The following is a 25,821-nucleotide window of genomic DNA, read 5'->3' as shown; positions in this document are numbered from 1 at the left end:
GTGTTGAACACTTCGTGGCTCCCCTCGGTTCTATTTCCAAACTATTTGGGTATTTTAAACACTAATTGTTTTTTACACCGTCCCCATTAGGTGTTGTCAGTGGGTTCCGTCGACGCTGCGGCCGGCGGGTGGTCAGGCGCGGCGTTGGGTGGCCCAGTCGCGGATCAGTTCGATGCGTTCCTTCAGCTGGATGGAGGACGCGTGGGCTGCGGCGGGACCGCCGAGTTTGCGGCGCAGATCGTTGTGGATCACGCCATGCGGTTGGCCGGTGCGGTGGTGCCACGCGGCGACCAGGCCGTTGAGCTCGCGGCGGAGCAGGGCGATCTGCTCGTGCGTCGCCAGCTCCGTCGGGGTCGGGTCCTCGCGCTCGGCCGCCGCGGGCCGGGACTTCTTCTGCGCCGCGAGTGACTTCTGCTGCCGTTTGTGCAGCAGCTCCCGCACCTGGTCCGGCTCCAGCAGTCCGGGCAGCCCGAGGAAGTCGAGTTCCTCGTCCGACGCGTTGTCGCCACCGGTCCCGTAGTCGCCGCCGTCGAACACCACGCGGTCGAAGCTCGCGTCCGACCCGAGCGCCTCGAAGTTCCCCTCGAGCTCGTCGCTGGCGCCCTCGGCCTGGTTCGCCTGCTTCAGCAGGTCGTCCTCGAGGGCGAAGATGTCGCCGTCCTCGTTGTTGTTCTTCCGCCCGAGGACGTGGTCCCGCTCGACCTCCATCTCGGCCGCGAACCCGAGCAGCCGGGTCACCGACGGCACGAACACCGACGCCGTCTCACCCCGCTTCCGGGCCCGCACGAACCGGCCGACCGCCTGCGCGAAGAACAGCGGCGTCGACGTCGGCGTCGCGTACACGCCAACAGCCAGCCGCGGTACGTCGACACCCTCGGACACCATCCGTACGGCGACCATCCACCGGGACTCGTCCTCGGAGAACTTCGCGATCTTCTTGCTCGCCGCCTTCTCGTCGGACAGCACGACGGTCGGCGACTCGCCGGTGATCTCCCGGAGCGTCTTCGCGTACGCACGGGCCGTGTTCTGGTCACCCGAGATCACCAGTGCGCCGGCGTCGGGCATGTGCCGCCGTACCTCGGTCAGCCGCTTGTCGGCGGCCGCGAGCACGGCACCCATCCACTCACCGGCCGGGTCCAGCGCGGTGCGCAGCGCCTGCGCGGTCAGGTCCTTGGTCAGCGGTTCGCCGAGCCGCGCGGCGACCTCGTCACCGGCCTTCGTGCGCCAGCGCATCTCGCCGGAGTACGACATGAAGATCACCGGGCGGACGACGTGGTCGCGCAGGGCGTGCCCGTACCCGTAGGTGTAGTCCGCCTTGCTCCGGGCGACGCCGTCGTGACCCGTCTCGTACGTGACGAACGGGATCGGGTTGTCGTCGCTGCGGAACGGCGTACCGGTCAGGCAGAGCCGGCGGGCCGCGGGTTCGAAGGCCTCGCGGACGCCGTCGCCCCAGCTGAGCGCGTCACCGCCGTGGTGCACCTCGTCGAGGATCACCAGGGTCTTGAACCGCTCGGTCCGGACCCGGAACGCCAGCGGGTTCACCGCGATCCCGGCGTACGTCACCGCGACGCCCTGGAAGTCCTTGTTGGTCTTCCCGCGCCGCCCGGCGAACGACGGGTCGATCGCGATCCCGGCCCGGTCGGCGGCCTCGGCCCACTGGACCTTGAGGTGCTCGGTCGGGGTCACCACGGTGATCCGCTCGATCTGCCGCCGGTGCAGCAGCTCGGCGGCCACGGTCAGCGCGAAGGTCGTCTTGCCCGCTCCCGGCGTCGCCACCGCGAGGAAGTCCCGCGGGTTGCTGTCGAGATAGAGCTGGAGCGCCTCCGCCTGCCAGGCTCGCAGTTTGTTCGCGGTTCCCCAGGCGGCGCGATCCGGGTACGCCGGAGGGAGCACGCCGGGGCCGGCCGGCACATGCGAATCCACAGACAGCTACTCCCCCGAAAGTCGACAGTGAGCCGGGCAGGAAGGTTACCCGAGATCTGTTACGAGATCAGATCCGCCGGCACCACCGTCACGTCGAACGGGCTCGTCAGCCGCACCGATTCCTCCCCGGTAGCCTTCGCGACCTGCGTATATGCGCCGTCCCGTAACTCCCACGCGATCAGACTCGGCGTGTCGGGATCCACCACCCAGTACGCCGGACACCCCGCCGCCTCGAGCCGCGAGAACTTGACCATCGCGTCGAAGCGCCGCGTGCTCGGCGACAACACTTCGACCGCGAGCAGCGGCGGCCCGGGCAGGTCGCGCTTCGTGAATGCGTCACGGCGGGCGACCAGGAGGTCCGGGATCATCACCGTGTCGTCCGCCAGCACCATGTCGAACGGCGCCGCCATGACGTAGAGCTCCGGCGGGCACGCCTGCCTCAGCTGGATCAACAGGTTGACGGCCACATCCTGGTGGTTGAAGGACGGGCTCGGTGTCACGAGGAGCGCCCCGTCGATGAGCTCGTGCCGGTACCCGTCATCGGGCATCCGATCCAGATCGGCCCTGGTCATCGGCGCGGCCACTCGGGTCAGGACGTCCGGCGGGTCGGGAATGGGTTCCACGAGACTCATACTGCCTCCTTTGGTCGGTCACGCCAGAGAACATGCCGTGATCTGCCCCGGGTTGCCCCGCGAATCTTCCCGCTGTGGAAAAGTTCCGGATCGGCTGGTGACGCGGCCTACACTCGGGGCATGAGTACTCAGCTGAGCCCGGGCGCGGAGACGGTCGTCGACGAGCGCACCAAGCCGTCACTGGACGACGGGGACCACGAACGGTTCTCGCACTACGTGCCCAAGGACAAGCTGACCGAGGCGATGGTGATGGGCACGCCCGTCGTCGCCCTCTGCGGCAAGGTCTGGGTCCCGAGCCGCGACCCGCAGCGTTTCCCGGTCTGCCCCGAGTGCAAGGAGATCTGGGACTCCCTCAACCCCGGCGACGAAGGCAACGACGGCGGCGAGGAGTAACCCACCGCACACAGCAGAGGGTCGCCGCCGCACGCTCACCTGCGCGCAGCGGCGACTTTCCTGTGCCACACACAGTCACCACTTGGGGGTGGGGGTTAGTTCTGGGTGGGGTCGTCGGGGTAGGTGGCTACGTAGGCCATCTGGTCGGTTTGGCGGCGGAGGACTCGGCGCCAGAGGGTTTCGGGGGTGTGGCCGAAGACGTCTTCGGGTTCCGACTCGACGACGTACCAGGCGCCTTCGGCGATCTCGCCCTCGAGTTGGCCGCTGGACCAGCCGGCGTACCCGGCGAAGATCCGCATCCGGGAGATGGCGCCCTCGAGCAGTTCCGGCGGTACGTCGAGGTCGACGAGACCGATCCGGCCGAAGCAGCCGCGCCAGCCGGGTGGGTCGGTGGTTTCGATCACCTCGGCGACGGCGAGGGCGCTGTCGGTGCCGACCGGGCCACCCATGAACAGGACGCCGGGCTCGTCGACCGCCGACGACCAGTCGGGGAGGACGCGGTCCACGGACAGGTCCGCGGCGCGGTTGATCACCACCCCGAGTGCACCGTCGTCGTCGTGGTCCAGCAGCAGGATCACCGACCGGCGGAAGGGCGGCTCGTCGAGCAACGGGGTCGCCACCAGCAGCGAACCGGTCAGGGTCGAGACCGTCATACCCCCATCATGGCGTACGACGGTTCGCGCGGCCGAACAATCTCGAGGCTAGCCAGGCACCCAGCGCGACCCCGGCGAGATCCGCGAGCGCGTCGAACGGGTCCCCGTCGCGCTGCGGAAGCAGCCAGTGCTGGACGAGTTCGCTGACGACCGCGTTCGCGGCGAGGGCCCCGAGCAACCAGCGCGCGGGTACGCCGACCTTCAGCCCGGTGAACGCCACGGCCGCGAACAGGAAAAGGTGCGCGACCTTGTCGATCTGCGGGATCCCGACGTGCGGACCCGCCTCGCGCGGTGCGTAGACGCCGTACAGCTGCAGCGCGACCGCCGCGACGAACGCGATCCGCCAGAGCCAGACGGTCCGCCGGCTCGACTTCGTCTCCCCCGCCACGGACACGGTCACGCCGGCGAGTCGTCCGGGTAGCTCTCGTGCGCCGGAACCTTGCCGCCGGCTGCGTCGCGGACGGCGTGCGCCACCATCGTGTGCACCTCGGGGTGGAAGACGCTCGGCACGATGTACGCCGCGTTCAGCTCCTCGTCGGTCACGACACCGGCCAGGGCGCGGGCGGCGGCCAGCTCCATCTCGATCGACACCTTCGACGACTGCGCGTCGAGCAGGCCGCGGAACACGCCCGGGAAGACCAGCACGTTGTTGATCTGGTTCGGGTAGTCGCTACGGCCGGTCGCAACCACGGCGGCGTGCTCGCCGGCCTCGGCCGGGTCCACCTCGGGGGTCGGGTTGGCGAGCGCGAACACGATCGCGTCGTCGTTCATCGTCGCGATGTCGGCACCGGTCAGGATGTTCGGCGCGGAGACGCCGATGAACACGTCCGCCCCGGCGACCGCGCCCTTCAGGTCGCCGCTGTACTTCGCGGCGTTGGTGTTCTCCGCAATCCAGCGCAGCTCCGGCGACAGCCCGGCGCGCTCGGTGTGGATGACACCGTCGATGTCGGCGACGCAGGTGTCCTTGACCCCGGCCGCGAGCAGCAGCTTGAGGATCGCCGTACCGGCCGCGCCGGCGCCGGAGAGCACCACCCGGACGTTCGTGATGTCCTTGCTGACCACCCGGAGCGCGTTGAACAGCGCCGCCAGCACCACGACCGCCGTACCGTGCTGGTCGTCGTGGAAGACCGGGATGTCGAGTTCCTCGCGCAGCCGGGCCTCGATCTCGAAGCAGCGCGGCGCGGAGATGTCCTCCAGGTTGATCCCGGCGAACCCGGGCGCGATCGCCTTGACCACCTGGATGATCGCCTCGGGGTCCTGGGTGTCCAGGCACAGCGGCCACGCGTCGATCCCGGCGAACCGCTTGAACAGTGCCGCCTTGCCCTCCATCACGGGCAGCGCGGCCTTCGGGCCGATGTTGCCGAGCCCGAGTACGGCCGAACCGTCGGTGACCACCGCGACGCTGTTGCGCTTGATGGTCAGCCGACGGGCGTCGTCGGGGTTGGCCGCGATCGCCAGGCAGACCCGCGCGACACCTGGCGTGTAGATCATCGACAGGTCGTCACGGTTGCGGATCGGGTGCTTGGCCTCCATCGAGATCTTGCCGCCGAGGTGCATCAGGAAGGTCCGGTCCGAGACCCGGGCGATCTCGACGCCGGGGACGGCGCGCATCGCCTCGACCAGGCGGCCGGCGTGCTCGGTGTCGGCCGCGGCGCAGGTGACGTCGATCCGGAGCCGCTCGTGCCCGGATGCGGTCACGTCGAGCGCGGTGACCAGGCCGCCGGCCTGCTCGACCGCGGTCGTCAGCTTGCTCACCGTCGAGCCACCCGCGGGCACCTCGAGGCGAACGGTGATGGAGTACGAAACACTCGGCAAGGCAGTCACGCGGGTGATCCTCTCATGTCACTGGTAAGCCCTGGAGGTTACGTACGTAAAGTGCACGACAGAGGTGCAGGTACGGCGTAGACCGTCAGTTGGCCGGGTTCTCCTCAGCGTAGATCTTGGCGGCGTTGGAGGCGTCGATCAGCCGGGTCGGGAGGGTCTGGGTCTTCTCGATGGTCCCGCAGTCGACCAGGATCTTCTTGGCCGCGGCGATGGCTTCCTTGCCGTTCGTCGGGTAGGTGAAGGTCGCGGACAGCCGGCCCTGTTCGACCGCCTTGATGCCGCCGGACGGGATCGGCAGCGCGTCGATCCCGGTGAACTTCATGTCCTTCTCGCGGCCGACCGCCTTCGCGGCCAGGTACGCGCCCTCGGCCATCGGGTCGTTGTGCGAGTACACGACGTCGATCTTCGGGTTCGCCTTCAGCAGCGCGTCCATCTGCGACTGGCCCTTCTCCCGCAGCCAGTCACCGCTCGCGCTCGCGATCACCTTGACCTTCGGGTTGCCCTTGATGCCCTCGACGAAGCCCTCGTGCCGCTCGGCCTGCGGCGTCGCGCCGGCCAGCCCCTTGAGCTCCACCACGTTGCCACCCTGCGGGAGCAGCTTCTCGGCGATGTACTTCCCGGCCTCGCGACCGATCTGCACGTTGTCGCCGCCGATGAACCCGGTGTACGCGTCGCCCTCGACCTTCCGGTCCAGCACGATCACCGGGATGCCCTTGTCGTAGGCCTTCTTCACCACCGCGGTCAGCGGCTTGGCCTCGTTCGGGCTGATGATCAGCAGGTCGATCTGCTGGGTGATGTAGTTCTCGACGTCGGCGACCTGCTTGGCGTTGTCCTGCGCCGCGTCGGCGAACTTCACGTCGAACTGCGGCACGTCCTTGGCCGCCGCCTTGATGTCGTCGTCCATCCGCTGCCGGTACGGCTCGGCGACGTTCGCCTGGCTCATCCCGATCGTGTACTTGCCGTCGGCCCCCTTGCAGGACTTGGAGGCGCCGGGCGAGGAGCCCGCGGTCCGCTCGTTGGTGGTCCCACAGCCGGCGAGCACCAGTGCGGCGACGGCTGCTGCGGCCAGGGGAACTCTCAGAGAATGCATGACGGAACCTTCCTTACGAGGTGGGGCGGAGTCGCTGCAGCGCGGCGGCGGCAACGATCACCAGTCCCTTGATCAGGAGCTGGATGTTGGAGTCGATGTTGTTCAGGGCGAGGATGTTGTTCAGTACGCCGAGCAGCAGCGCGCCCGCCACAGTCCCGGCGACCGAACCGCGGCCACCCGCCAGGCTGGTGCCGCCGATCACCACCGCGGCGATCGCGTCCAACTCGTAACCGAGGCCGTCGTTCGGGCTGCCCTGGTTCAGCTGGACGGCGTGCACGATGCCGGCCAGCGACGCGAGCAGCCCGCAGATCGCGAACACTGCGATCTTCACCCGCACCACCGGTACGCCGGACAGTCGCGCGGCCTTCTCATTACCGCCGACGGCGTACAGATGGCGGGAGAACGCGCTGACCCGGAGGAACACGACCGCGGCGATCGCGACCACCGCGAAGATCAGTACCGGGATCGGGACCAGGCCGCCGAAGGTGCGTTCGCCGAGCAGTGCGAACGACGACGGTGCCTCGTTCGGCCCGTCGCCGTACGCGATCGCGACGCCCTGGCCACCGGACCAGATCCGAGCGAGACCTCTGGCTATCTGTAGTCCCGCGAGCGTCACGATGAAGGACTGGATGCCGATCATCGCGGTCGCGACGCCTTGCAGCGCACCGAAGAGCAGACCGACCACGAGGACCAGGACGACCGAGGGCAGGAAGCCCCAGTTGTTCTCGACCATCAGCACGGCCGACCCGACCGCCGCGAGCCCGAGGACCGCGCCGACCGAGAGGTCGATCCCGCCGATCAGGATCACGAACGTCATCCCGACCGCGATGATCCCGATCTCGGACACCGCCCGGACCACGTTGGCGAGGTTGTCCGCGCTGATGAAGAGGATCTCGCCGTTCTTGCGCGGCGAGAAGACGATCGCCGCGATGAACACCGCGATCAGCCCGAACACGCTCTGGAACCGGAACAACGTCGCCGCGACGCTGCGCTGCTCCCGCGGCGCCGCCTCGACGGTCTTGTCCTGTACGTCGGTCACTGCACTCCTCCGACCTCGTCGAACACTGCTCCCTGGCCCATCGCCGCCGCCAGCAGATCCCCTTCGCCCGAGTCCGCCGTACTGAACGACGCCACGTCGCGCCCGTCCCGCAGTACGACGACGCGGTCGCAGACACCGACCAGTTCGGGGAGTTCGGACGACGCCAGCAGTACGCCGAGACCTTGCGCGGCGAGCTCGCCGAGCAGGCGGTAGATCTCGGCCTTCGCACCGACGTCCACACCGCGGGTCGGTTCGTCGAGCAGCAGCAACCGGGGCTCGGTGAGCAGCATCCGGCCGAACACGACCTTCTGCTGGTTACCACCGGACAACGTGCCGACCTGGTCCTGCAGACGCCCGAACTTCAGCCGCAGACGATCCGCCATCTTCACCGACGCGGCCCGCTCCATCCGCCGCGCGATCACCCCGAGCCGCCCGTACGCCGGGAGACTCGAAACGACCGTGTTGGCGAGGATCGAGTGGAACAGCACCAGGCCGGACGCGCGCCGGTCCTCCGGGACGAAACCGATGCCCTGGGCAAGCGCCTGACGCGGGCCGCGCGGGCGGATCGGTTTGCCTTGCAGAAGGATCTGCCCGGTTCGGGTGCCGCCGGGAGCGACGCCGTACAGGGTCTCGAGGAGTTCGGTGCGGCCGGCGCCGAGCAGGCCGGCCAGTCCGACGATCTCGCCGGAGCGGACGGTGAGCGAGATCCCGTCCGGGTCGCGGCGGCCGGGGCGCGGGCGACGGGGTTTCAGAGCCAGGTTCTCCACGCGCAGCAACTCGTCGCCGGTGGCGGTGTCGGGCGTGGTGAACATCGTCTGCACCGGGCGGCCGACCATCGCCTCGACGACCTCCGCCGTGCTGAGTTCACGCGGGTCGAAGCTGGTGACGATCCGGCCGTTGCGGAGCACGGTCGCTCGGTCGGCGACCTGGGCGATCTCCTCCATCCGATGCGAGATGTAGACGATGCCGACCCCTTCGCGGCGTAGCTCGCGGATCACGTCGAAGAGCCGCTCGACCTCGGTCGTGGTGAGCGCGGAGGTCGGCTCGTCCATGATCAGCACCCGGGCGTCGAGCGAGATCGCCTTCGCGATCGTGACCAGCTGCTGCTCGCCGACCCGCAGCTCACCGACCGGGCGGCGCGGGTCGAGGCTGACGCCACCGCGGTCGAGCAGTTCGCGGGCGGCGCGTTCCATCCGGCGGCGATCGACGGTGCGCAGCGGGCTGCGGAGTTCGCGGCCGAGGAAGATGTTGTCCGCGACGGACAGCGCCGGGACCAGGTCGAGCTCCTGGTGGATCATCGCGATCCCCGCCGCCTGCGCGTCGGTCGGCCCGTTGAACCGGACCGGGCTGCCGTTGATCTCGATGGTGCCGTCGAACTCGGTGACGTCGCCGGAGAGGATCTTCATCAACGTGCTCTTGCCGGCGCCGTTCTCCCCGAGCAGCGCATGCACCTCACCGGCGCCGAGTGTCAGATCCACCTCGTGACACGCCTGAACGCCGCCGTACCGCTTCCCGATCCCGACCATCCGGACCAGGGCAGGTGTTTCGGTCATGCGGCCTCCGCGCTCGGCTGAGCAATCGATTTCCCGGACGCTAGACCGCGCCCCTCCGGCCCGTCAACCCCTCACCAGGTCAACGGTCGGAACCGTGACCCAGCTTCGGTGCTGAACAGGCCGGAGGGGCAGCTGTTCGATCTCGGTGGAAGGGTGCAGAGAAGATGGAGAGAAGGTGGAGAAGGTGGTCAGCTGCCGGAGACGCTCACCTTCGCGAACAGCGGGCGGCCGCTCGGCGGCATCACGAAGTCCTTGACCCGGCTCCGGACGGCCGCGTTGGAGGCGAGGTCGGCCGGGAAGACCCCGACGGCGTCGTCCCAGATGATCTGGCCGGCCTGGTCGTAGAGCTTGGGCCGGGCGGCCTGGTCGACCGAGGAGCGGGCGTCGAGCAGGAGCTTGTCGAGCGCGGGATTGCAGTACCCGTTGCGCTTGGCGGTGCAGACGTACAGGCGGGCCAGTGTGTAGTCGGCGTCACCGGTGCCGGTCACGTTGGTCTGCAGGTTCATGTCCCAGTTGAGCTTGCCGAAGTCCTCCAGCCACTGCGCGCGTTCCTTCTCCAGCGGCTTGACCGTCACGCCGATCTTCGCCCAGTCCGAGATCATCGCCTGCGCCAGCGCCCGGATGTTCGGCCCACCTTCCAGCGGCCACTGCATCGACGTGGTGAACCCGTTCGGGTACCCCGCCGCGGCCAGCAACTGCTTCGCCTTCGCCGGGTCGTAGCTGTACGGCGAGAGCTTCGGCGCCCCGATCACGCCCTGGGTCACCGGCGCCTGCGCCACCGACGCCAGGTCGCCGAACAGGTCCTTGACCGTGCCCTCGAGGTTGAGCGCGTGCCACATGGCCTGCCGCACCCGCTTGTCGTTGAAGGGCTTACGGTTCGAGTTGAACCAGTCGAAGTAGTACGTCCAGCTCGGCGTCGTGGAGTAGGTGATCGCGTCACTCCCCTTCACCGACCCGACCTGGTCCGGCGGGATCTGCGTCAGGACGTCGACCTCGCCGTTCTGAAGCCCGGTGATCCGGCCCGCGACCTCCGGGATGTTCACGAACTCGAGCTTGCTCAGCTTCGGAGCACCGTCCCAGTACGTCGGGTTCGCGGCCAGCTCGAGCTTTTCGTCGGGCTGGAACGCCGTGACGGTGAACGGCCCGGTCCCGATCGGCTTGCTGAAGAACCCGTCGGTGTTGATCTTGTCGGCCGGCCCGATGAACAGCAGCGTCAGCGAACTCAGCAACGTGCCGAGCGGCTTGCTGGTCTTCACGGTCACCGTCTGGTCGTCGGTCGCCGCGAACGCGGTCACCGTCGAGTACAGCGGTACGAGCGGCCCGTCGAGCTTCTGATGCCGCTGGTACGACGCGACGACATCCTTCGCGGTGAACGGCGTACCGTCGGAGAACTTCACGCCGGAGCGCAGCTTGAAGATCCACGTGTTCGGGTCGGGGTTCTCCCACGACGTCGCGAGCACCGGGACGATCTTGCCGCCGTCGACGCGGACCAGCGGCTCCATGATCTGCTGGATCGCGGTCTGCACGGCCTCCTCACCGGCGTACTTGTGGGTGTCCAGCGACACCGGGAACATCGCCGGTGCGTACCGCAGGACCTGGTCGCCGTCACTGCTCGGCTCACTGGCCGGCGAACAAGCACTCAATGCCGCCAATGCGGTCACGGCCAGTGCCGCGACGATTCGCTTCCTCAACACAAGGTTCTCCTCAGGGGTGGAGCGTGTAGGTGGCGACGACCGGGTAGTGGTCGGAGGGTGCGCGGCCGTCGTGGAAGAAGTCGACGACCTCGCTGGACCGGGCGGCGAGCGGGCCGCGGCCGAAGATCCAGTCGATCGCCTTGGGTGGTGAGGCGAGCGGTGACAACCGGGTGCCGATCGGGCCGGTGGCCACCGTCGGCACGACCGGGTGGGTCACCGGGGAGTGCCGGCCGAGGGCGGTGAAGCTGTCCAGGAACCCGGCGTTGCCGAGCTCCCACTGCGGTGGGCCGATGTCGTTGATGTCGACGGTGAACAGACAGGCGCCGTCGCCGGCCAGGCGTTCGAGCGCCTCGCCGATCGCGCGCGCCTGAGCGATCCGGCGGTTAACGTGGTCGGCCCGCTCGTCCGGGTGTCCGGGCCAGGTGAGGTGCGCCGTACTGAAGACGAGCTCGGTGCCGTCGGGGGTGCGCAACCGGACCCAGAAGAAGCGCGCGTCGGGCGACAGGATGCCAACGTCCTCGGCGCCGTGCTCGACGTACTCGAAGAGGTCGCGGCGCCACCAGAGGTTGCTCTGGGTCTCCCAGCCGGCCGTGCCGTCGACTCGGTCGTGCTCGGGCAGGGCGTCGTCGAGGAGCTTGCGCGTGACCGGCCGGAGCTCCTGTACGGCGAGCAGGTCCGGGGGCCGCGTCGTGAACAGGCTCGTCAGCGCGTCCCGCCGTTGGTCGAGGTGGAAGTCGGCCCACAGGTTGTAGGTCATCGCGACAAAGGTGAAGGTCATCGGTCCATCCCGGTAGGCACGTTGTACGCCGCGAGTCCGTCGAGGCGCAGCGTGGTGAGCGAGCAGTTCACCGGCGGGTCCAGCAGCATCTCGGCCCCCGGCGGCAGCTGCAGCGCCGACGCGGCCGCGACCCGAATCGGCCCGCCATGCGTCACCACCAGCACCCGCCGTATGCTCCGACCGGCACGCGCTCCGGCGTCCGCATCCACCACGTCTGTCGCGCCAGCGCTGGTTCCGGAATCGGCGAGCTCCCTCGTCGCCTCCCACACGCGCGCACGTAGTTGCGCGAAGGTCTCTCCGCCGCCGCGAGCGACGTCCTCGCCGCGCGCGAAGGCGTCGACCACGTCGGGCTCGTCGGCGTACACGTCGGTGAAGGTCCGCCCGCCCCAGGTGCCGACGTCGATCTCCCGCCAGCGACGGTCGATGCCGACGGTCGGCTGGTCAAGCGTGTCGAGGTACGGCTGCAGAGTCTCCGTCACACGCTGGAGGTCGCTCGCGACGATCGCGTCGAACTCGAACGACTGCAGGTAGTCCGCTGCCTGCTTCGCCTGTTGCCGTCCGCGAGCACTGAGGCCACTGCCCTGCTGGCCTTGGTAGCGATGTTCGGCGTTCCACACGGACTCGCCGTGCCGGAGGAGGACGAGTTCGGTCATCGGGCGGCTCCTGCGAGCTCGGTGGCGAAATGGCATGCGGCGGGGTGCAACTCGAGGCGGGTCGTCAGCTCGGGAACGTCCTGCGCACAGCGGTCGTCGGCCTTCCAGCACCGCGTGCGGAAGCCGCACCCGGTCGGCGGGTCTGCCGGGGACGGCACGTCACCGCCGATGATGATCTGCTCGCGGGCCGGCTTGTCCCAGGGCTTCGGGTCCGGCACCGCCGACAACAATGCCTGTGTGTACGGGTGCAGCGGTCGCGTGAACAGCTCGTCCTGCGACGCCGTCTCCACCACGCGCCCGAGGTACATCACCGCGACCCGGTCCGAGATGTGCCGGACGACCGAGAGGTCGTGCGCGATGAACAGGTACGCGAGCCCGAGATCACGCCGCAGGTCGTCGAGCAGGTTCAGCACCTGTGCCTGCACCGAGACATCCAGCGCGGACACGGCCTCGTCGCAGATCACCAGTTTCGGCCGCAGGGCGAGTGCGCGCGCGATCCCGATCCGCTGCCGCTGCCCACCGGAGAACTGGTGCGGGTACCGCTGCGCGTGGTCGGGGTTCAGGCCGACCCGCTCGAGCAGTTCCCGGACCTCGGCGCGATGCCGGTTCCGGGGTACGACGTCGGTGTGGATCAGCCACGCCTCGGCGATGATCTGCTCGACGGTCGCCCGCGGGTTCAGCGACGCGTACGGGTCCTGGAAGATCATCTGCAGCTGCCGGCGAACCTGGCGCATGGAGGCCTTGGGCAACGAGGTGAGTTCCTCGCCGTCGAAGACGATGCTCCCCGACCCGGCCTTCTCCAGCCCGATGATCGTCCGCGCGACGGTCGACTTCCCGGAGCCCGACTCCCCCACCAGGCCAAGCGTCCCGCCGGCCGGGATATCGAAGGACACCCCCGCCACGGCCTGGATCTGACCGACGGTACGCCGCAACACCGACGACCGCATCGGGAACGAGGTGTGCAGATCCCGCACCGACAACAGCGGCGACTCAGTGGACATCGGCGAGGGCTCCTTCCGGGTGGTGGCAGGCAGCTCGGTGGGTTTCGGGGCGGTCGGGGAGTTGCCGGAGCGCCGGTTCCAGTTCGGTGCACAGCGCGTCGGCGTACCGGCAGCGGGGACGGAACGAGCAGCCGGACGGGAGGGCTAGGAGGTCGGGTGGCGATCCCTGAATGGGGACGAGGCGCTCGCGTGGACCGTCGACGGCGGGGACGGAGCCCATCAGGCCGGAGGTGTACGGGTGCCCGCTGTGTTCGTAGACCTCACGCAGCGGGCCGGTCTCGACGACGCGGCCGGCGTACATGAGCACCACCCGGTCGGCGACGTCCGCGACCACTCCGAGGTCGTGGGTGATGAGGACCAGCGACATGCCCTCCTCGGCCTGCAACCGGGTGAGCAGGTCCATGATCTGCGCCTGCACCGTGACGTCCAGGGCGGTCGTCGGCTCGTCCGCGATCAGCAACCGGGGCGACAGAGCGAGCGCCATCGCGATCATCACCCGTTGCCGCATCCCGCCGGAGAACTGGTGCGGGTAGTCGTCCAGTCGCTTCGAGGCGGCCGGGATCCCGACGCGCTTCATCAACTCCAGCGCGGCCGCCCGGGCCTCCTTGCGCGATGCCCCACGATGCCGGCGGAACATCTCCCCGATCTGCGCACCGACCCGGAACACCGGGTTCAGCGAGCTCAACGGGTCCTGGAAGACCATCGCGATCTCCCGGCCGCGCAGGCCTTTCGCCGTCCCCGGGGCGAGCAGGTCGCGGTCGTCGTACGTGATCGATCCACCGCTCACCCGGCCGGCGGGCTTCGGCACGATGCCCATCACGGCCTGCGCGGTGACACTCTTGCCGCTGCCGGATTCACCCAGCAGGGCAACGGTTTCACCCGCGCCGACCTCGAACGACGCACCGTCGACCGCCGTCACCACGCCACCCGACGTGGCGAACTCGACGCGCAGGTCGCGCACACTCAGCAAAGCCATCACATGCTCCTCAGCCGCGGGTCGTAGCGGTCCCGGAGCGCGTCGCCGAGCACGCCGAGGGAGATCACCAGGAACGCCAGCGCGATCCCCGGAATCGTCGAGATCCACCAGGCGTCCGCGAGATAGTTCCGGCCGTTCGCGATGGTGACGCCCCAACTGGGAGTCGACGCCGGCGTCCCGAGACCGAGGAAGCTCAGCGACGCCTCGGCCAGGATCACGTGCCCGATCTCGACGGTCGCGACGACCAGTACCGGCGCGACACAGGCCGGCAGTACGCACCGGGTGATCAACCGCCAGGTCCCGGCGCCGAGCGTCCGGGACGCGTCGACGAACTCGCGCCGCCTCGTCGCGAGCGCCTGCCCGCGGGCGACCCGGGCGAACGTCACCCAGTTCGCTACCGCGAGCACGATCACCACATTCACCACCGAGGGACCGAGCAGCGCCGCGATGAAGATCGCGAGCAGGATCGACGGGAACGCCAGCTGGATGTCTGCGAGCCGCATCAGGACACCGTCCAGCCAGCCGCCGAAGTACCCGGCGGACAGGCCGATCGTCACCCCGATGGTGCCGGCGAGCAGCAACGTCGCGAGCCCGACCGCGATCGAGATCCTTGCCCCCTGCAACATCTGGGCCAGCAGATCCTGGCCGACCTGGTCGGTGCCGAAGATCGCGAACGATCCGTCGGACAGCCGGCTGAACGGCGGTTTCAACCGATCCGCGGTCCGCGTGTCGACCGGGTTGTAGTGCACCAGCCAGGGTCCGATCACCGCGGCCACGACGTACGCCGCGATCACCGTGAACCCGAACCGGATCCGCGCCGATCCGGCCTTGGTACGGCGTCGCGCGGTCGCCGGGGCCGCCACCGAGAGTTCTGCAGTCACGTCAGTCACCAGCCAGCCGGACCCGCGGGTCCAGGAATCCGTAGAGCAGGTCAACGAGCAGATTGATCACCACGAAGATGGTTGCCACCAGCAAGATCGAGGCCTGGACGACGCCGTAGTCGCGGCGGCCGATCGAGTCGATCAGCAACCGCCCGACACCCGGCCAGGCGAACACCGTCTCGACGATCACCGTGCCGCCGAGCAGCGCACCGAACTGCAGGCCGACCACGGTCACGATCGGGATCAGCGCGTTCCGCAACGCGTGCACCAGAACGACAACGCCCTCGCCGAGTCCCTTGGCCCGCGCGGTCTGCACGTAGCCCTCGTGCACGACCTCGAGCAGTCCGCTGCGGGTCAGCCGGACGAGGATCGCCAGAAACGGCAGCGCCAGCGTGATCGTCGGCAGCACCAGGTGCGACCACGTTCCCGATCCGGCGCTCGGCAGCACCTTGAGACCGCGCGCGAACACCAGGATCAGCACGATGCCCAGCCAGAACGACGGGGTCGACTGGCCCATCAGTGAGAAGACCGAGATCGTCCGGTCCACCCAGCTGTGTGCCCGCAGCGCCGCGATCACGCCGAGCGGAAGACCGATCAGCAACGACAGCAGCAACGCGGTCGTCGCGAGCTGGATGGTCGCCGGAACCCGTTGCAGTACAAGGGTCATCGAGTCCGCGTTCAACCGGAACGACTGCCCGAAGTCCAGGTGCACGACGTTCGCCAGGTACGTCGCGTACTGCTGGATCAGCGAATGGTCGAGCCCGAGCTGCGCTCGCAGCGCGGCCACCTGCGCCTGGTCCGCGTCGGGCCCGAGCATGATGTACGCCGGGTCGCCGGGCACGAGCCGCAGTACGACGAAGATGATCGTGACGGCGCCCCACAGGACGAAGACCGAGAAGAACAGCCGCCGGACGACGTACGCCGCCATCAGACGCCGCTCCGCAGTACGGAGACCACGCGGCGGACCTCGTCGACGGAGCCCGGCTGGATCAGCTCGGCGCCCAGTGCGCCCGCGCAGGACCCGTCCGTGGCGCGGACCGGGACCGCGACCATGCGCGGCAGCGATGCCACCGGTCGCGCGTTGTGCGCGAAGCCGGACACCCGGATCCGTTCCAGGGTGTCGAGCAGATCGGGCGTACCGCTGACCTGGTCGGCCGGCAGCGCGGACAGATAGGCCCGGCCGAGTGCGCTCTGCCGCAGCGAGACGGCATGACCGGGCTGGATGGAGCCACCGCCAGCGACCGCGGCGACCTGCAGGACGGTTCCGGCGGTCTTCGGCAACGGCTTGGCGAGGACGACGAGCCGACCGAGCCGGTCGCCGAGATGCGCCAGCGTGGACTCGGGGCCGGCGCGTCGTTGCGCCCGGCGCCGGAGTGCCACCAGTCCGTCGGTCGCGGTGTAGCGGTGGTCGTCGACCTGGGCGGCCAGACCGTGGGAGCAGAACGTGGCGAGGATGCGGTGCACGGTGCTCTTGTGCAGACCGACGGTGCCGGCCAGCTCGGTGACGCCGTACGGGCGGTCCTCGCGGTTCAGCTCGGCCAGGACGATGAGGGCACGGCTCAGCGACTGCATGGTGCCTCCTGGGCAGAAAGGACGCTGCCGTGAACGTTAACGGTAGCGTTAATGCACCGTAGAAGTGTGTGATTTACGTGTCAATAGACCACCGTTGCTCAGGGTGAAACGGCCCATTGACGGCCAATTCCCGTGAACGTTAACTTCACACAACATCCACTTGATCCGCCCCCTTGGGAGGGACTGCGTGACGACATCCGACGTGCGCGCCGCGCTACTGTCCGCCGATCCCCGGCTGTCCAAGTTCTCGCCGCTGCCGCGCATCCTGGCCTTCGACGAGTTCGACAGCGGGACGCACGGCTGGACCGAGCTGCTCGGCAACTACAACGGCCGCGGCGACCTCAGCACGGTCGACGACCACATGCGCGACTTCCGGCCGCCCCAACTGTCGGCCTGCAACTTCTTCGACATCGGTACCCACGGAGCACTCAGCGGCACGTACGCGCTGAAGCTCGCGACCCGCCCGCACAAGGGCCACACGGCGGTCGCGATCCGCCGGCTCACGATGAGCGGCCGCGGCCTCGTGCAACTGGAGACGTACTTCGCCTTCAAGTCCGAAGCGACTCTCGGCGGTGGCGCGGAACTGGACAACTTCGGCGACGTGCAGTGGGACGGCAACACCCACCCGTCCGAGGCGCAGTTCGGCGCGTTCACGGTCGCGACCGACCTGTGCGGCGACGGCGGCCTGCGCTACCACACGGTCGCGCGCTACCAGAACACCGACCTGGACAACCACTTCACCCGGCAGTGGATGGCTCCGACCGTCCCCGAACCGACGCCGCGTGAACACTTCGAGGGCAAGGTGAAACTGGAGTACGCCGCCGACTTCACCGCGCCCAACCCGGAGGACTGGCAAGCGTTCGGCGAGCCGCAGGAGCTCTGCTACAACGAAGTACCGACCAAGGTGAACTGGCACTACCTGCGCTGGCTGATCGACACCGAGAAGCGCCAGAACGTCGAACTGCAGGTCAACGACCGCGTGATGGACATGCGCGACGTCCCGGTTCCGCCGTACGAGGAACGCTACGAGACGCTCGAGAACCTGCTGAACTTCTACTTCTCGGTCCGCACCCACAGCTCGGTGCGCAACTTCCTCTTCCTCGACTCCGTCCTCATCTCGGTTGATTGGTAGGCCCATGCGACAGTCCATGACGGCGGTGCTGGAACGCGACACCACGTTCGACACCCGGTTCGCGACCGAGCCGTACGAGGTCGCCTGGGCGAGTGAGGCACGCTGGTTCGTGCAGCACGTCGGCGGCGACGGTACGGCGACGTACATCACCCAGGTGTCGCCGGACGGCCTCACCTGGTGCGACCTGGACGACAGCGAGCACGTGGTCGAACCAGGCAAACTCGTGAGCTGGCCGGCCACCGGGTTCGGCCATTGGCTGCGGCTGCGCGCTAAGGTCGAGGGCTCGGTGCAGGTACGGATTCACCTGGCTGTGAAGGCATAGGAGACGGGGATGGGCGAGGCACGGCGGCCGACGCTGCGGGACATCGCGTCGGCGCTCGGGCTGTCGGTGAACACCGTGTCGCGCGCGCTCGGCGACAAGGACAGCGTGAGCGCGCGGACCCGGGCCGCCGTACAGGCCGAGGCGACCCGGATCGGGTACGTCCCGAACACGCTGGCCCGGTCGCTGGTGCTCGGCTCCGCGATGACACTCGGCCTCGTCATCACCAACCCCTCGAACCCGTTCTACGCGCAGTTGATCAGCAGCATCGAGCTCCGGGTCCGCGCCCAGGGGTACTCGTTGCTGCTGCTCGTCACCGACGAGAGCGCGGAGAACGAGCAGCGCGCCACCGAGGCGTTGCTGCGCTCCGCGGTCGACGGCGCCGTGGTCGTCCCGGTCCAGGCCGAGTGGGACCACTGGCGCCGCGTCCGGGACACCGGCATCCCGTTGGTGTTCGTCAACCGTGACGTGCCCGAGCTCGACTGCGACATGGTCGGCGTCGACAACGAGCGCGGCGCGTACGAGGCGACCAGTCACCTGATCGCGGGCGGCGCACGTCGGCTGCTGGTGCTGGAAGAAGATCTGCCGATCACCACGACCGCGGACCGGGTGATCGGGTTCCGGCGGGCGATGGCCGACGCCGGTCTCCCCGTCTCCGACGATCAGGTGCGCGCGGTGCCGACGAAGCGGTACGACTCACTCGCGCTGCCGTGGCAGCCGGAGGAGGCGTACCGGTTCGCGAGCACGCTGCTCACCGACGGACACCCGGACGGGATCGTCACCGGGAACGACTACTTCGCGCTCGGTCTGCTCCGGGTCCTCGCCGAGCAAGGTCTCGACGTCCCGGGCGACGTCGCGATCACCGGGTACGGCGACCACCCGTACGCCGCCTACCTGCAGACGCCGCTCACCACCGTGCGGCTGCCCGCGGCCGAGGTGGGGACGACCGCGGTCGCTCTCCTCCTGCAACGCCTGAAGAGCGGCGCCAGCGAACGCCCGAGGAAGACACTGATCCGCCCGGAGCTGGTGGTGCGCGCGTCGACGGGCGGACCGTCGGCACTCACCAAGCGCCAGAAACAGCCGAGTTCGGCGCCTCGCTGAGCGGCAGCCGGCGGTTCCCTGCGGGGTTGGTGAGTGGCGCAGGTCCGCTTACTCGTCCAGCCACCGACGCACCGACTCGTTGTGCTCGCCGAGGCGGGGTGGCGGGAGGTTGGTTTCGCACGCGCCGGCGTACGGGTTGTCGTCGAAGCGGAGTGGCGGGCCGGGGAGCTGGATGGTGCCGAGCGTCGGGTGGTCGACGTCGATCAACAGCCCCTGCGAGAGCGTCTGCTCCCATTCGTAGACCTGCTGGAAATCGCGAACCTTCCCGGCCGGAATCCCCTTCTGCGCAAGGCGTTCCAGCCACACGTCCGCCGAGTCGGCCGCGAACGCGCTCTCGATCGCCGCGGTCAGCTCGTCACGCCGGGCGACGCGCTCGGAGTTCACCGCGAACCGCTCGTCGGCGGGGTCGAGCCCGACGATCGGGGCGAACAGCCGCCACAGCCCCTCGCTGCCGACCGCTACCTGCACGATGTCGTCCCGCGTCCGATACAGCCCGTACGGCGCGATCTGTGCATGGTGATTGCCGACTCGCTCGGGGAGCTGGTGCGCGACCGTCCACTTCGTCCCGTGGAAGGCGTGCACGCCGACGACCGCCGCGAGCAGGCTGGTCCGGACGACCCGGCCCTTGCCGGTGACGGATCGTTCGTGCAGCGCCGCGAGTGCGCCGTACGCGCCGTACATGCCGGCGAGTAGGTCCGCGATCGGGGCGCCGACCTTGGTCGGTTCGGTCTCGCCGGTGATGCTCATCAGACCGCCTTCACCCTGCGCGATCTGGTCGTATCCGGCTCGGCCGCCCTCGGGGCCGTCGTGGCCGAAGCCGGTGATCGACAGGATCACCAGGCCCGGGTTCAGCTCGTGCAGCCGCTCGGTCGAGAACCCGAGCCGGTCGAGCACCCCCGGCCGGAAGTTCTCGATCAGCAGATCGGCCTTCCGGACGAGCTTGGTGAGGAACTCTTTGCCCTCGTCCGACTTGAGGTCGGCCGTCACCGACTCCTTGTTCCGGTTCGCCGACAGGTAGTACGTCGCCTCCCCGTCGACGAACGGCGGTCCCCACCCCCGGCTGTCGTCCCCACCGTTCGGCGTCTCGACCTTGATCACCCGCGCGCCGAGATCCCCCAACATCATCGCCGCATGCGGCCCGGCCAGCGCCCGCGTCAGATCGACGACGACCACATCGGAGAGAAGATTCTGCACACCCGGAGCCTAGGCCAGGATCCCCTCGCCGACCGTGACGCGCTTCTCAGTCGCGGACCTTGCGGGCGAGGGAGGCGAGGCGGTGGGTGACGTCGCGGGGGCGTTCCTGCATCAGCATGTGGCCGGCGCCGGGGTAGATCCAGAGGCGGGCGGTGGGGAGCTGGGTGGCCATCCGGTTGGCGTGGCGCGGCGGAAGCAGGCGGTCGCGGGTGCCGTGCATGATCTCGACCGGGAGCTGTTCGAGGGCCTTCAGCGCGTCACCACGGTCGTGCTCAAGCATCGTCTCGAAGAACCCGCCGTACGACGGGCCGGGGACGACCGCCAGATCCTGCAGGAACAGGTCGACCTCGGCCGGGTCCGGCTTCTTCCCGAACACGACCTGCCGCAGCGCCGGCCGCTGCAGGTTCGCCGCGAGAACGGCCGCGCGCCGAGCAGCGCCGCTCACCCGCGAAGACCCATGCCTCGCACCTCCGGCGGCCCCCTCCGCCGGGTCGCCAACCGATTCCGCCCGACCTGAGCGCGCCGCCGCGCGGCGATCCGCTCGGGTGCCTACCAAGTTCAGGACGCGGGGTGCGATTCGAGAGGCTGCGGGGTCGAAGCGTTTGGGGAGGCCGAGCGCACCTTCGGTGAGGTGACCGGAGGTCGTGCTGACCAGGGCCGCCGCGCGGATCCGGGTGCCGAACAACTCCGGGTACCGATCCGCGGCCGCCATCAGGGTCATCCCGCCCATCGAGTGCCCGGCGTACACCACCGGGCCGTCGCCGACGACGGTGTCGAGAACGGTGACGAGGTCGTCGGCCAACTGGTCGAGCCGGGTTGACCCGGCGGGAGCGGCGTCCGACAGCCCGTGACCACGGTGGTCATAGGTGACGATCCGCACGCCGTCACCGAGGATCTCCGGCAGCTTCTCGACCTGGTTGTGCCAGGACCGGGTGGAGCAGGTCCAGCCGTGCACGAGCAGCACCGTCACCGGTGCGTCGGCGCGGCCGGTCACCTCGACGTTCAGCCGTACTCCGTCCGGCGTGGTGATGCCGGATCGCTCCAACTGGATCGTCACGCGGTCTCCCGTTCCCGTTCGCCGGCGGCCAGGTGGGCCTCCCGCAGCCGCCCGCCGCGGGCACCACGCCCAACGAGCCAGGCGATCCCGAACACTTCGAGCAGTCCGACCACGCCGAGCAGTGCGTAGCCGGCGTTCCATGCCCATCGTGGCACGTCGGCCCGCTCCTCGCGACGCAGCACCTGCTGCTCGTTGACGAAGTCGACCGTCTGCCCGTTCGACACCTGTACGGCAGGCTTCGCAATCGCGAGGTCTTCCGGCGCGTACACCCAGGCCGCCACCATGTCCCGCTGCCCCTGGTGCAGCCGGATCATCGACTTCCACTTCCCGTACATCGGCAACGCGTCCGCCGACCGGTACGTGCCGTCGGCAACCTTCTCCATCGGGTGGTACACCAGCCCGCCGCCCTGCCAGGCCAGCGCCTCGAACCACCGCGCGCCGTCGGCCGCGTCCTCCGGCGACAGCTTGATCGTCACGTACGCCGTCGGCTCGGCCCCCGTGGCCGCCCGCTCCAACGACACGACTCCCGACACACCCGGGTCCGCGGACCGCGGTACGCAGAAGAACACCGTGGCCGCGACCGCGACCAGCCCGACCGCGCCGAGCTGATGGGTACGCCGGACCGCGACCGGCCGGATGTGTTTGATCCCGACCGCCCGTTCCTCGCCCGCGACCTCGGCGTACCGGGTCGCCAGCCAGGCCCCGACGAGTCCCGCTCCGATCCCGACGACGACGCCGTACCCGATCGCGGACGGGAGCATCGAGGACGGCCACGCGATCGGCATCCAGACGTGACTCCAGGCGTACTCCGCGACGACGCCGACGGTCCCGATCAGCAGACCGGAGACGGCGCCCAGGCGGAAGCGGTTCTTGTTGCCCAGGGCAAACGCGGTGAGCTCGACGAGGAGTGCCTCGACGATCAGCAGCGGGAAATGCCCGACGATCTCGCCGAGCGGCTCGGCGACGGCCCACGCGATGCCGCCGCGGATCACCAGGTACACGGCCAGCGCGGCGAACGTCGTCCCCGGACCCCGCCGCGCCCGCAGGATCGTGAACGCCATCGCGGCGCCGAACACGATCAGGATCGGCTGCAGGATCAACGGGAACTGCGGTACGCCGTAGTTGAACTCGGTGCTGAACAGGTCCCACGCGATCAGCAACGCCCCGACCGAGACGATCTCCTGGCACCGGCGCCGGACGTTGATCCCGATCAACTGCTCCACCTCGGCCAGCGCGAGCAGCCGGGCGAAGATCGAGAAGACCACGCCGCCGATCATCAGCAGGTGGGTCGGACCCCAGAGCGTGACGTCCTCACCGAACAGCCGGTGCCAGACGTCGTCGAGTGGGAACCCGACGAGTGCGAACGTGCCGCAGACGGTGACCAGCGCCGCACTGCACGGGATCCGCCAGCCCTTGGTGAGCTTGATCGTCCGGGCCGGCAGCGGTTTGCCCGCCAGCGCGATCGGCAGTACGCCGGAGACGATCACGCCGAGGATGCCGAAGAAGATCGGGTAGTGCGCCGGTGTCCCGAACGGGCCGGTGTCGCGGCCGCGGTCGATGTGCACCGCGATGTCCCACCAGACGCCGAACGCGCAGGCGAGCAACGAGACCGCGTGCAGGTACGGCGTCAGCGCTGCCCATCGGGGCACTCCGTCGAGTCTCCCTACGGTGTCCGCGAACCGTCCGACGAGCGTGACGCGGCCGGTGCGTTCGCGCCACAGCAGGACGGCGAGCGCGACGTACAGCAGCGACACGACGCCGGTGACGATGGCGATCTGGTCGAAGCTCGCCGTACCGGTGGTCGCCAGCGGGATCGCCATGACACTCTCCTTCAGGACATGAGGCATGCGCCATGGAACATGTTACATCGACTATGTAACGTGGAGTCTGGAAGACTGTCAAGGGTGGAACGGAACGCGGACGCGGAGCTCACCGTCGACCAGCTCGCCGCCAAGGTGGGCATGACGGTCCGGAACGTGCGTGCCTACGCCGGGCGCGGGCTGATCCCGCCGCCGCGGCTGGTCGGCCGGACCGGGTACTACGGTCAGGACCACATCGCCCGCCTGACCCTGGTCCGGGAGCTGCTCGACAAGGGCTACACGCTGGCCGCGGTCGAGCGGATGATGGGCGAGCTGCCCGACGGGGCGATGGCGCTGGGCGTCTTCGAGACCCTGGTGAACCCGTGGAGCCCGGCGGAGCCGGAGGAGCTCGACGAGGTCCAGCTCGCCGAGCGGGCCGGCGTACCGCACGATCCGGCGGTGATCGAGCAGATCGTCGAGCTCGGGATCGCGGAGCGCCTGGACAACGGCCGGCTGCGGATCCCGAACCCGGACCTGCTCCGCACCGGTCTCGAGGTGATCAAGCTCGGCGTCCCGATGCAGGCGATCTTCGAGATGCTCCCGAAACTGTTCGCACAGGCCGACGCGGTCGCCAAGATCTACGTCGAGCTGTTCCGCTCGACCGTCTGGCGTGACTTCACCAACGCCGGCATGCCCCCCGACGGCTGGCCGGAGATCCAGCGCACCCTCGAGGGCATCATCCCCCTGGCCGGCCAGGCACTCGTCGCAGCCTTCCGCGAGGCAATGGGCCGCGAGATCGAGCAAGTCGCCTACGAAGAACTCGGCCTCGACCCGAAAACCCTCCCCTCAACGGGCTAGCACTCACCTCCGCGGTTTCCCAGTCGCGACGCGCACCAACCGATCCGCCCTCGCGGCGACATCCTGCGCCGTGATCAACCCGTCCAGATACCGCCCGTACCAATGCACCATGCTGGTTGCCTCACGCATCAACTCGAGCTCCGGCAACGCTTCCAGCTCGGCCTCCGACAGCGGGAACCGCTCGAGATAACCGTGCCGGAGCGCAGCGCCGACCTGGCCGAAGAAGTACGCGCCGACCGCGAGATCCATCGCCCGATATCCGGGACCGGCCGTCTCGAAGTCCAGGATCGCGGTCACCCGGTCGCCGACCATCAGCACGTTGGTGACGGCGAAGTCACCGTGGATGATCTGCCGCGGCAGATCCGTGCGCGGCCGAACACTCCGCAGAATCCGCTCGACGTCGGCGCGGTGATCCACAGGCACGCCGCCGATCACGAGCGCAAGGTCCGGCACCCGCGGATGGATCGCTGTCAGATCCCCATCCCACATCTGTGACGCCGGCAGCCCGGCTGGGTCCAGCTGTCCTAATACGTCGTCGAGCTCGGCCAGTGCACGTCCACACGCTGCTGCCTGCACCGCGTCGTCCCGATCCGGGTGTTCCCCCGGGAGTCGCCGGCTCAGGCTCGCGGTCACGGGCTCGCGGACGATGGTCGCTCCGTCGTCAGCCGGGATCGGCACGGGTACCGCGAATGACAGTCCGTCGAGTGCACGCAGTACGGCGTGCTCGTACGCCGACGCTGCGTTGCGGTAGATGCGCAGTACGAACTCGTCACCGACGTAGTACGCGGTGTTGTTCGTGCCCGCGCCGACCGGGCGTACGTCGTACCCCTGAAGTCCCCAGCGCCTCAGTAGCTCGTCCACCCCGGCATCATCCCCTGGGTGTCATCAGGGATTCTTCGGGTGCGGGATAGGTAATCCTCCGCATGTGTGAACCGGTCCGGGCGCGGCACCGTGTAGCTAGCAGAACGGCCCGCACCGAAAGACCACGACCATGAGACTCCGGCTTCACGTTCACCACCTCCGTAGCGGTGGCTGGTGTGCCGACATCGACGACGACCACGATCGGCAGCCCGACGACCCGTACTGGTGCGTCGACGACTGGCCGACGCTGGAGTCCGCTCTGACTGCCGGGTGCGCGCAGCTGGCCAAGCTCGCCACCACGCCCGGCATCTCGCGCGTCAGCGGGTACTACGAACCTGCGCTGGCTGCCTGAGCAAACGGGGGCTGAGCGAACGGGGGCAGGACCAACGGGGGCAGGGGGCCCGGCGAACCGCAGGGGGTTTGCCGGGCCTCACTGATGCGCGTGCCGGTCGGCCGGCTTGTCCGGGAGATCCCCCAGGTCGGCGTCCCAGTCGTCGCCGTCGTCGTCGGGCAGGTTCGCCTCGTTGCGGCGGGCGATCCGGAGAAACGCGATGATCAGGAAGATCGGCCCGACGACCATCGCGGTCTCGGGGATCCCACCCATGTGCAGCGCGATCACGACGCGGTCACCAGCGCGATCCCGCCGGCCGTGAACGCAACCATCGCCGCGAGCATCGGGTACTGCGCTCTGCGCAACTGCCGGCGACGGAACAGATCGGCAGCGCGATCGTGCGCGGACACCACCCCCGGGTCGTGTGCGAGCCCGATCGCCCCGTTCTGGTCCCCCCCGGAGTACCCCGTGCTGATGAACGCGTAGTCGAAGCGCATGGCGCAGGTG

Annotated in this window: 27 protein-coding genes and 1 pseudogene; 6 read left to right on the top strand and 22 right to left on the bottom strand. The window is 69.0% G+C overall.

Annotated features, from left to right (window positions below; translation table 11 throughout):
* Nucleotides 1-132: 132 nt before the first annotated feature.
* Together ACWGID_RS06190 and ACWGID_RS06185 are read right to left on the bottom strand one after the other, a co-directional pair.
* Nucleotides 133-1,923 (bottom strand): DEAD/DEAH box helicase, encoded by a 1,791-nt coding sequence (locus ACWGID_RS06190; protein WP_452194962.1) that lies wholly within the window; start codon nt 1,921-1,923, stop codon nt 133-135.
* A 59-nt stretch (nt 1,924-1,982) separates the two neighbouring features.
* Entirely contained in the window at nt 1,983-2,555 is a 573-nt protein-coding gene (locus tag ACWGID_RS06185; RefSeq protein WP_452194960.1) for a Uma2 family endonuclease, read from the bottom strand.
* A gap of 120 nt (nt 2,556-2,675) precedes the next feature.
* Here ACWGID_RS06185 and ACWGID_RS06180 point away from each other — a divergent pair, with 120 nt between their 5' ends.
* Nucleotides 2,676-2,948, top strand: coding sequence for a DUF3039 domain-containing protein (locus ACWGID_RS06180; protein ID WP_452194959.1), 273 nt, complete (start codon nt 2,676-2,678; stop codon nt 2,946-2,948).
* A 95-nt stretch (nt 2,949-3,043) separates the two neighbouring features.
* Here ACWGID_RS06180 and ACWGID_RS06175 read toward each other — a convergent pair whose 3' ends face one another.
* The 14 genes from ACWGID_RS06175 to ACWGID_RS06110 form a co-directional block, all read right to left on the bottom strand.
* Nucleotides 3,044-3,601 carry a YqgE/AlgH family protein gene (locus tag ACWGID_RS06175; protein WP_452194957.1) on the bottom strand — a complete coding sequence of 186 codons (558 nt, stop codon included), beginning with the start codon at nt 3,599-3,601 and terminating at the stop codon, nt 3,044-3,046.
* Nucleotides 3,602-3,608: 7 nt separating this feature from the next.
* Nucleotides 3,609-4,001 carry a VanZ family protein gene (locus ACWGID_RS06170; RefSeq protein ID WP_452194955.1) on the bottom strand — a complete coding sequence of 131 codons (393 nt, stop codon included), beginning with the start codon at nt 3,999-4,001 and terminating at the stop codon, nt 3,609-3,611.
* Nucleotides 3,998-5,425 carry a malic enzyme-like NAD(P)-binding protein gene (locus ACWGID_RS06165; RefSeq protein ID WP_452194954.1) on the bottom strand — a complete coding sequence of 476 codons (1,428 nt, stop codon included), beginning with the start codon at nt 5,423-5,425 and terminating at the stop codon, nt 3,998-4,000. The genes ACWGID_RS06170 and ACWGID_RS06165 overlap by 4 nt, the downstream gene beginning before the upstream one ends.
* 85 nt (nt 5,426-5,510) lie before the next feature.
* Complete coding sequence (locus tag ACWGID_RS06160; protein ID WP_452194952.1) at nt 5,511-6,515, bottom strand: substrate-binding domain-containing protein; 1,005 nt, start codon at nt 6,513-6,515, stop codon at nt 5,511-5,513.
* Between the two features lie 13 nt (nt 6,516-6,528).
* Nucleotides 6,529-7,554 carry an ABC transporter permease gene (locus ACWGID_RS06155; protein ID WP_452194950.1) on the bottom strand — a complete coding sequence of 342 codons (1,026 nt, stop codon included), beginning with the start codon at nt 7,552-7,554 and terminating at the stop codon, nt 6,529-6,531.
* Nucleotides 7,551-9,107, bottom strand: a complete 1,557-nt coding sequence (locus ACWGID_RS06150) for a sugar ABC transporter ATP-binding protein (RefSeq protein WP_452194948.1) — start codon at nt 9,105-9,107, stop codon at nt 7,551-7,553. Before ACWGID_RS06150 ends, ACWGID_RS06155 begins: the two co-directional genes overlap by 4 nt.
* A gap of 188 nt (nt 9,108-9,295) precedes the next feature.
* Complete coding sequence (locus ACWGID_RS06145) at nt 9,296-10,801, bottom strand: ABC transporter substrate-binding protein (RefSeq protein ID WP_452194947.1); 1,506 nt, start codon at nt 10,799-10,801, stop codon at nt 9,296-9,298.
* Nucleotides 10,802-10,811: 10 nt separating this feature from the next.
* The gene (locus ACWGID_RS06140; protein ID WP_452194945.1) at nt 10,812-11,579 is read right to left on the bottom strand and encodes an endonuclease/exonuclease/phosphatase family protein; all 768 of its coding nucleotides are present in this window, start codon (nt 11,577-11,579) and stop codon (nt 10,812-10,814) included.
* On the bottom strand, nt 11,576-12,232 hold the full coding sequence (locus tag ACWGID_RS06135) for a histidine phosphatase family protein (RefSeq protein ID WP_452194944.1): 657 nt from the start codon (nt 12,230-12,232) through the stop codon (nt 11,576-11,578). The genes ACWGID_RS06140 and ACWGID_RS06135 overlap by 4 nt, the downstream gene beginning before the upstream one ends.
* Nucleotides 12,229-13,233 carry an ABC transporter ATP-binding protein gene (locus ACWGID_RS06130; protein WP_452194942.1) on the bottom strand — a complete coding sequence of 335 codons (1,005 nt, stop codon included), beginning with the start codon at nt 13,231-13,233 and terminating at the stop codon, nt 12,229-12,231. Before ACWGID_RS06130 ends, ACWGID_RS06135 begins: the two co-directional genes overlap by 4 nt.
* The gene (locus ACWGID_RS06125; protein WP_452194940.1) at nt 13,223-14,209 is read right to left on the bottom strand and encodes an ABC transporter ATP-binding protein; all 987 of its coding nucleotides are present in this window, start codon (nt 14,207-14,209) and stop codon (nt 13,223-13,225) included. The genes ACWGID_RS06130 and ACWGID_RS06125 overlap by 11 nt, the downstream gene beginning before the upstream one ends.
* Nucleotides 14,209-15,090 (bottom strand): ABC transporter permease, encoded by an 882-nt coding sequence (locus ACWGID_RS06120; protein ID WP_452194939.1) that lies wholly within the window; start codon nt 15,088-15,090, stop codon nt 14,209-14,211. Before ACWGID_RS06120 ends, ACWGID_RS06125 begins: the two co-directional genes overlap by 1 nt.
* A gap of 1 nt (nt 15,091) precedes the next feature.
* A complete protein-coding gene (gene nikB / locus ACWGID_RS06115) occupies nt 15,092-16,018 on the bottom strand; it encodes a nickel ABC transporter permease (protein ID WP_452194937.1) in 927 nt (308 codons plus the stop codon).
* Nucleotides 16,018-16,662, bottom strand: coding sequence for a helix-turn-helix domain-containing protein (locus tag ACWGID_RS06110; protein ID WP_452194935.1), 645 nt, complete (start codon nt 16,660-16,662; stop codon nt 16,018-16,020). Before ACWGID_RS06110 ends, nikB begins: the two co-directional genes overlap by 1 nt.
* A 187-nt stretch (nt 16,663-16,849) precedes the next feature.
* On the opposite strand from ACWGID_RS06110, the gene ACWGID_RS06105 reads away from it, so the two are divergent.
* Genes ACWGID_RS06105 through ACWGID_RS06095 form a run of 3 tightly spaced genes read left to right on the top strand, consistent with a single transcriptional unit; the run spans nt 16,850 to nt 19,214 of the window.
* The gene (locus tag ACWGID_RS06105; RefSeq protein ID WP_452194933.1) at nt 16,850-17,794 is read left to right on the top strand and encodes a DUF6772 family protein; all 945 of its coding nucleotides are present in this window, start codon (nt 16,850-16,852) and stop codon (nt 17,792-17,794) included.
* Between the two features lie 4 nt (nt 17,795-17,798).
* The gene (locus tag ACWGID_RS06100) at nt 17,799-18,116 is read left to right on the top strand and encodes a hypothetical protein (RefSeq protein ID WP_452194932.1); all 318 of its coding nucleotides are present in this window, start codon (nt 17,799-17,801) and stop codon (nt 18,114-18,116) included.
* 9 nt (nt 18,117-18,125) lie between these two features.
* Nucleotides 18,126-19,214 carry a LacI family DNA-binding transcriptional regulator gene (locus ACWGID_RS06095; protein ID WP_452194930.1) on the top strand — a complete coding sequence of 363 codons (1,089 nt, stop codon included), beginning with the start codon at nt 18,126-18,128 and terminating at the stop codon, nt 19,212-19,214.
* A 48-nt stretch (nt 19,215-19,262) separates the two neighbouring features.
* Here the strand turns inward: ACWGID_RS06095 and ACWGID_RS06090 are convergent, their stop codons facing one another.
* Genes ACWGID_RS06090 through ACWGID_RS06080 form a run of 3 tightly spaced genes read right to left on the bottom strand, consistent with a single transcriptional unit; the run spans nt 19,263 to nt 23,285 of the window.
* Entirely contained in the window at nt 19,263-20,408 is a 1,146-nt protein-coding gene (locus ACWGID_RS06090) for a CaiB/BaiF CoA transferase family protein (protein ID WP_452194928.1), read from the bottom strand.
* 46 nt (nt 20,409-20,454) lie between these two features.
* On the bottom strand, nt 20,455-21,465 hold the full coding sequence (locus ACWGID_RS06085) for an alpha/beta fold hydrolase (RefSeq protein WP_452194926.1): 1,011 nt from the start codon (nt 21,463-21,465) through the stop codon (nt 20,455-20,457).
* On the bottom strand, nt 21,462-23,285 hold the full coding sequence (locus ACWGID_RS06080; protein ID WP_452194924.1) for a hypothetical protein: 1,824 nt from the start codon (nt 23,283-23,285) through the stop codon (nt 21,462-21,464). Before ACWGID_RS06080 ends, ACWGID_RS06085 begins: the two co-directional genes overlap by 4 nt.
* A gap of 84 nt (nt 23,286-23,369) precedes the next feature.
* Here ACWGID_RS06080 and ACWGID_RS06075 point away from each other — a divergent pair, with 84 nt between their 5' ends.
* Nucleotides 23,370-24,122 (top strand): MerR family transcriptional regulator, encoded by a 753-nt coding sequence (locus ACWGID_RS06075; RefSeq protein WP_452194922.1) that lies wholly within the window; start codon nt 23,370-23,372, stop codon nt 24,120-24,122.
* A 3-nt stretch (nt 24,123-24,125) separates the two neighbouring features.
* Here the strand turns inward: ACWGID_RS06075 and ACWGID_RS06070 are convergent, their stop codons facing one another.
* The gene (locus ACWGID_RS06070) at nt 24,126-24,983 is read right to left on the bottom strand and encodes a phosphotransferase enzyme family protein (protein ID WP_452194920.1); all 858 of its coding nucleotides are present in this window, start codon (nt 24,981-24,983) and stop codon (nt 24,126-24,128) included.
* A gap of 130 nt (nt 24,984-25,113) precedes the next feature.
* On the opposite strand from ACWGID_RS06070, the gene ACWGID_RS06065 reads away from it, so the two are divergent.
* Nucleotides 25,114-25,335 carry a hypothetical protein gene (locus ACWGID_RS06065; protein WP_452194919.1) on the top strand — a complete coding sequence of 74 codons (222 nt, stop codon included), beginning with the start codon at nt 25,114-25,116 and terminating at the stop codon, nt 25,333-25,335.
* Nucleotides 25,336-25,413: 78 nt separating this feature from the next.
* Here the strand turns inward: ACWGID_RS06065 and ACWGID_RS06060 are convergent, their stop codons facing one another.
* Both ACWGID_RS06060 and ACWGID_RS06055 read right to left on the bottom strand, forming a co-directional pair.
* On the bottom strand, nt 25,414-25,602 hold the full coding sequence (locus tag ACWGID_RS06060; RefSeq protein ID WP_452194917.1) for a hypothetical protein: 189 nt from the start codon (nt 25,600-25,602) through the stop codon (nt 25,414-25,416).
* Nucleotides 25,599-25,821 (bottom strand): annotated as a pseudogene (locus ACWGID_RS06055) (hypothetical protein); the annotation flags it as partial. The gene ACWGID_RS06060 and the pseudogene ACWGID_RS06055, both read right to left, overlap by 4 nt.

It is taken from the genome of Kribbella sp. NPDC054772 (genome assembly GCF_053611945.1).
Note: the sequence above shows the minus strand (reverse complement) of the source record. Positions and strands in the feature narration are given on the sequence as shown.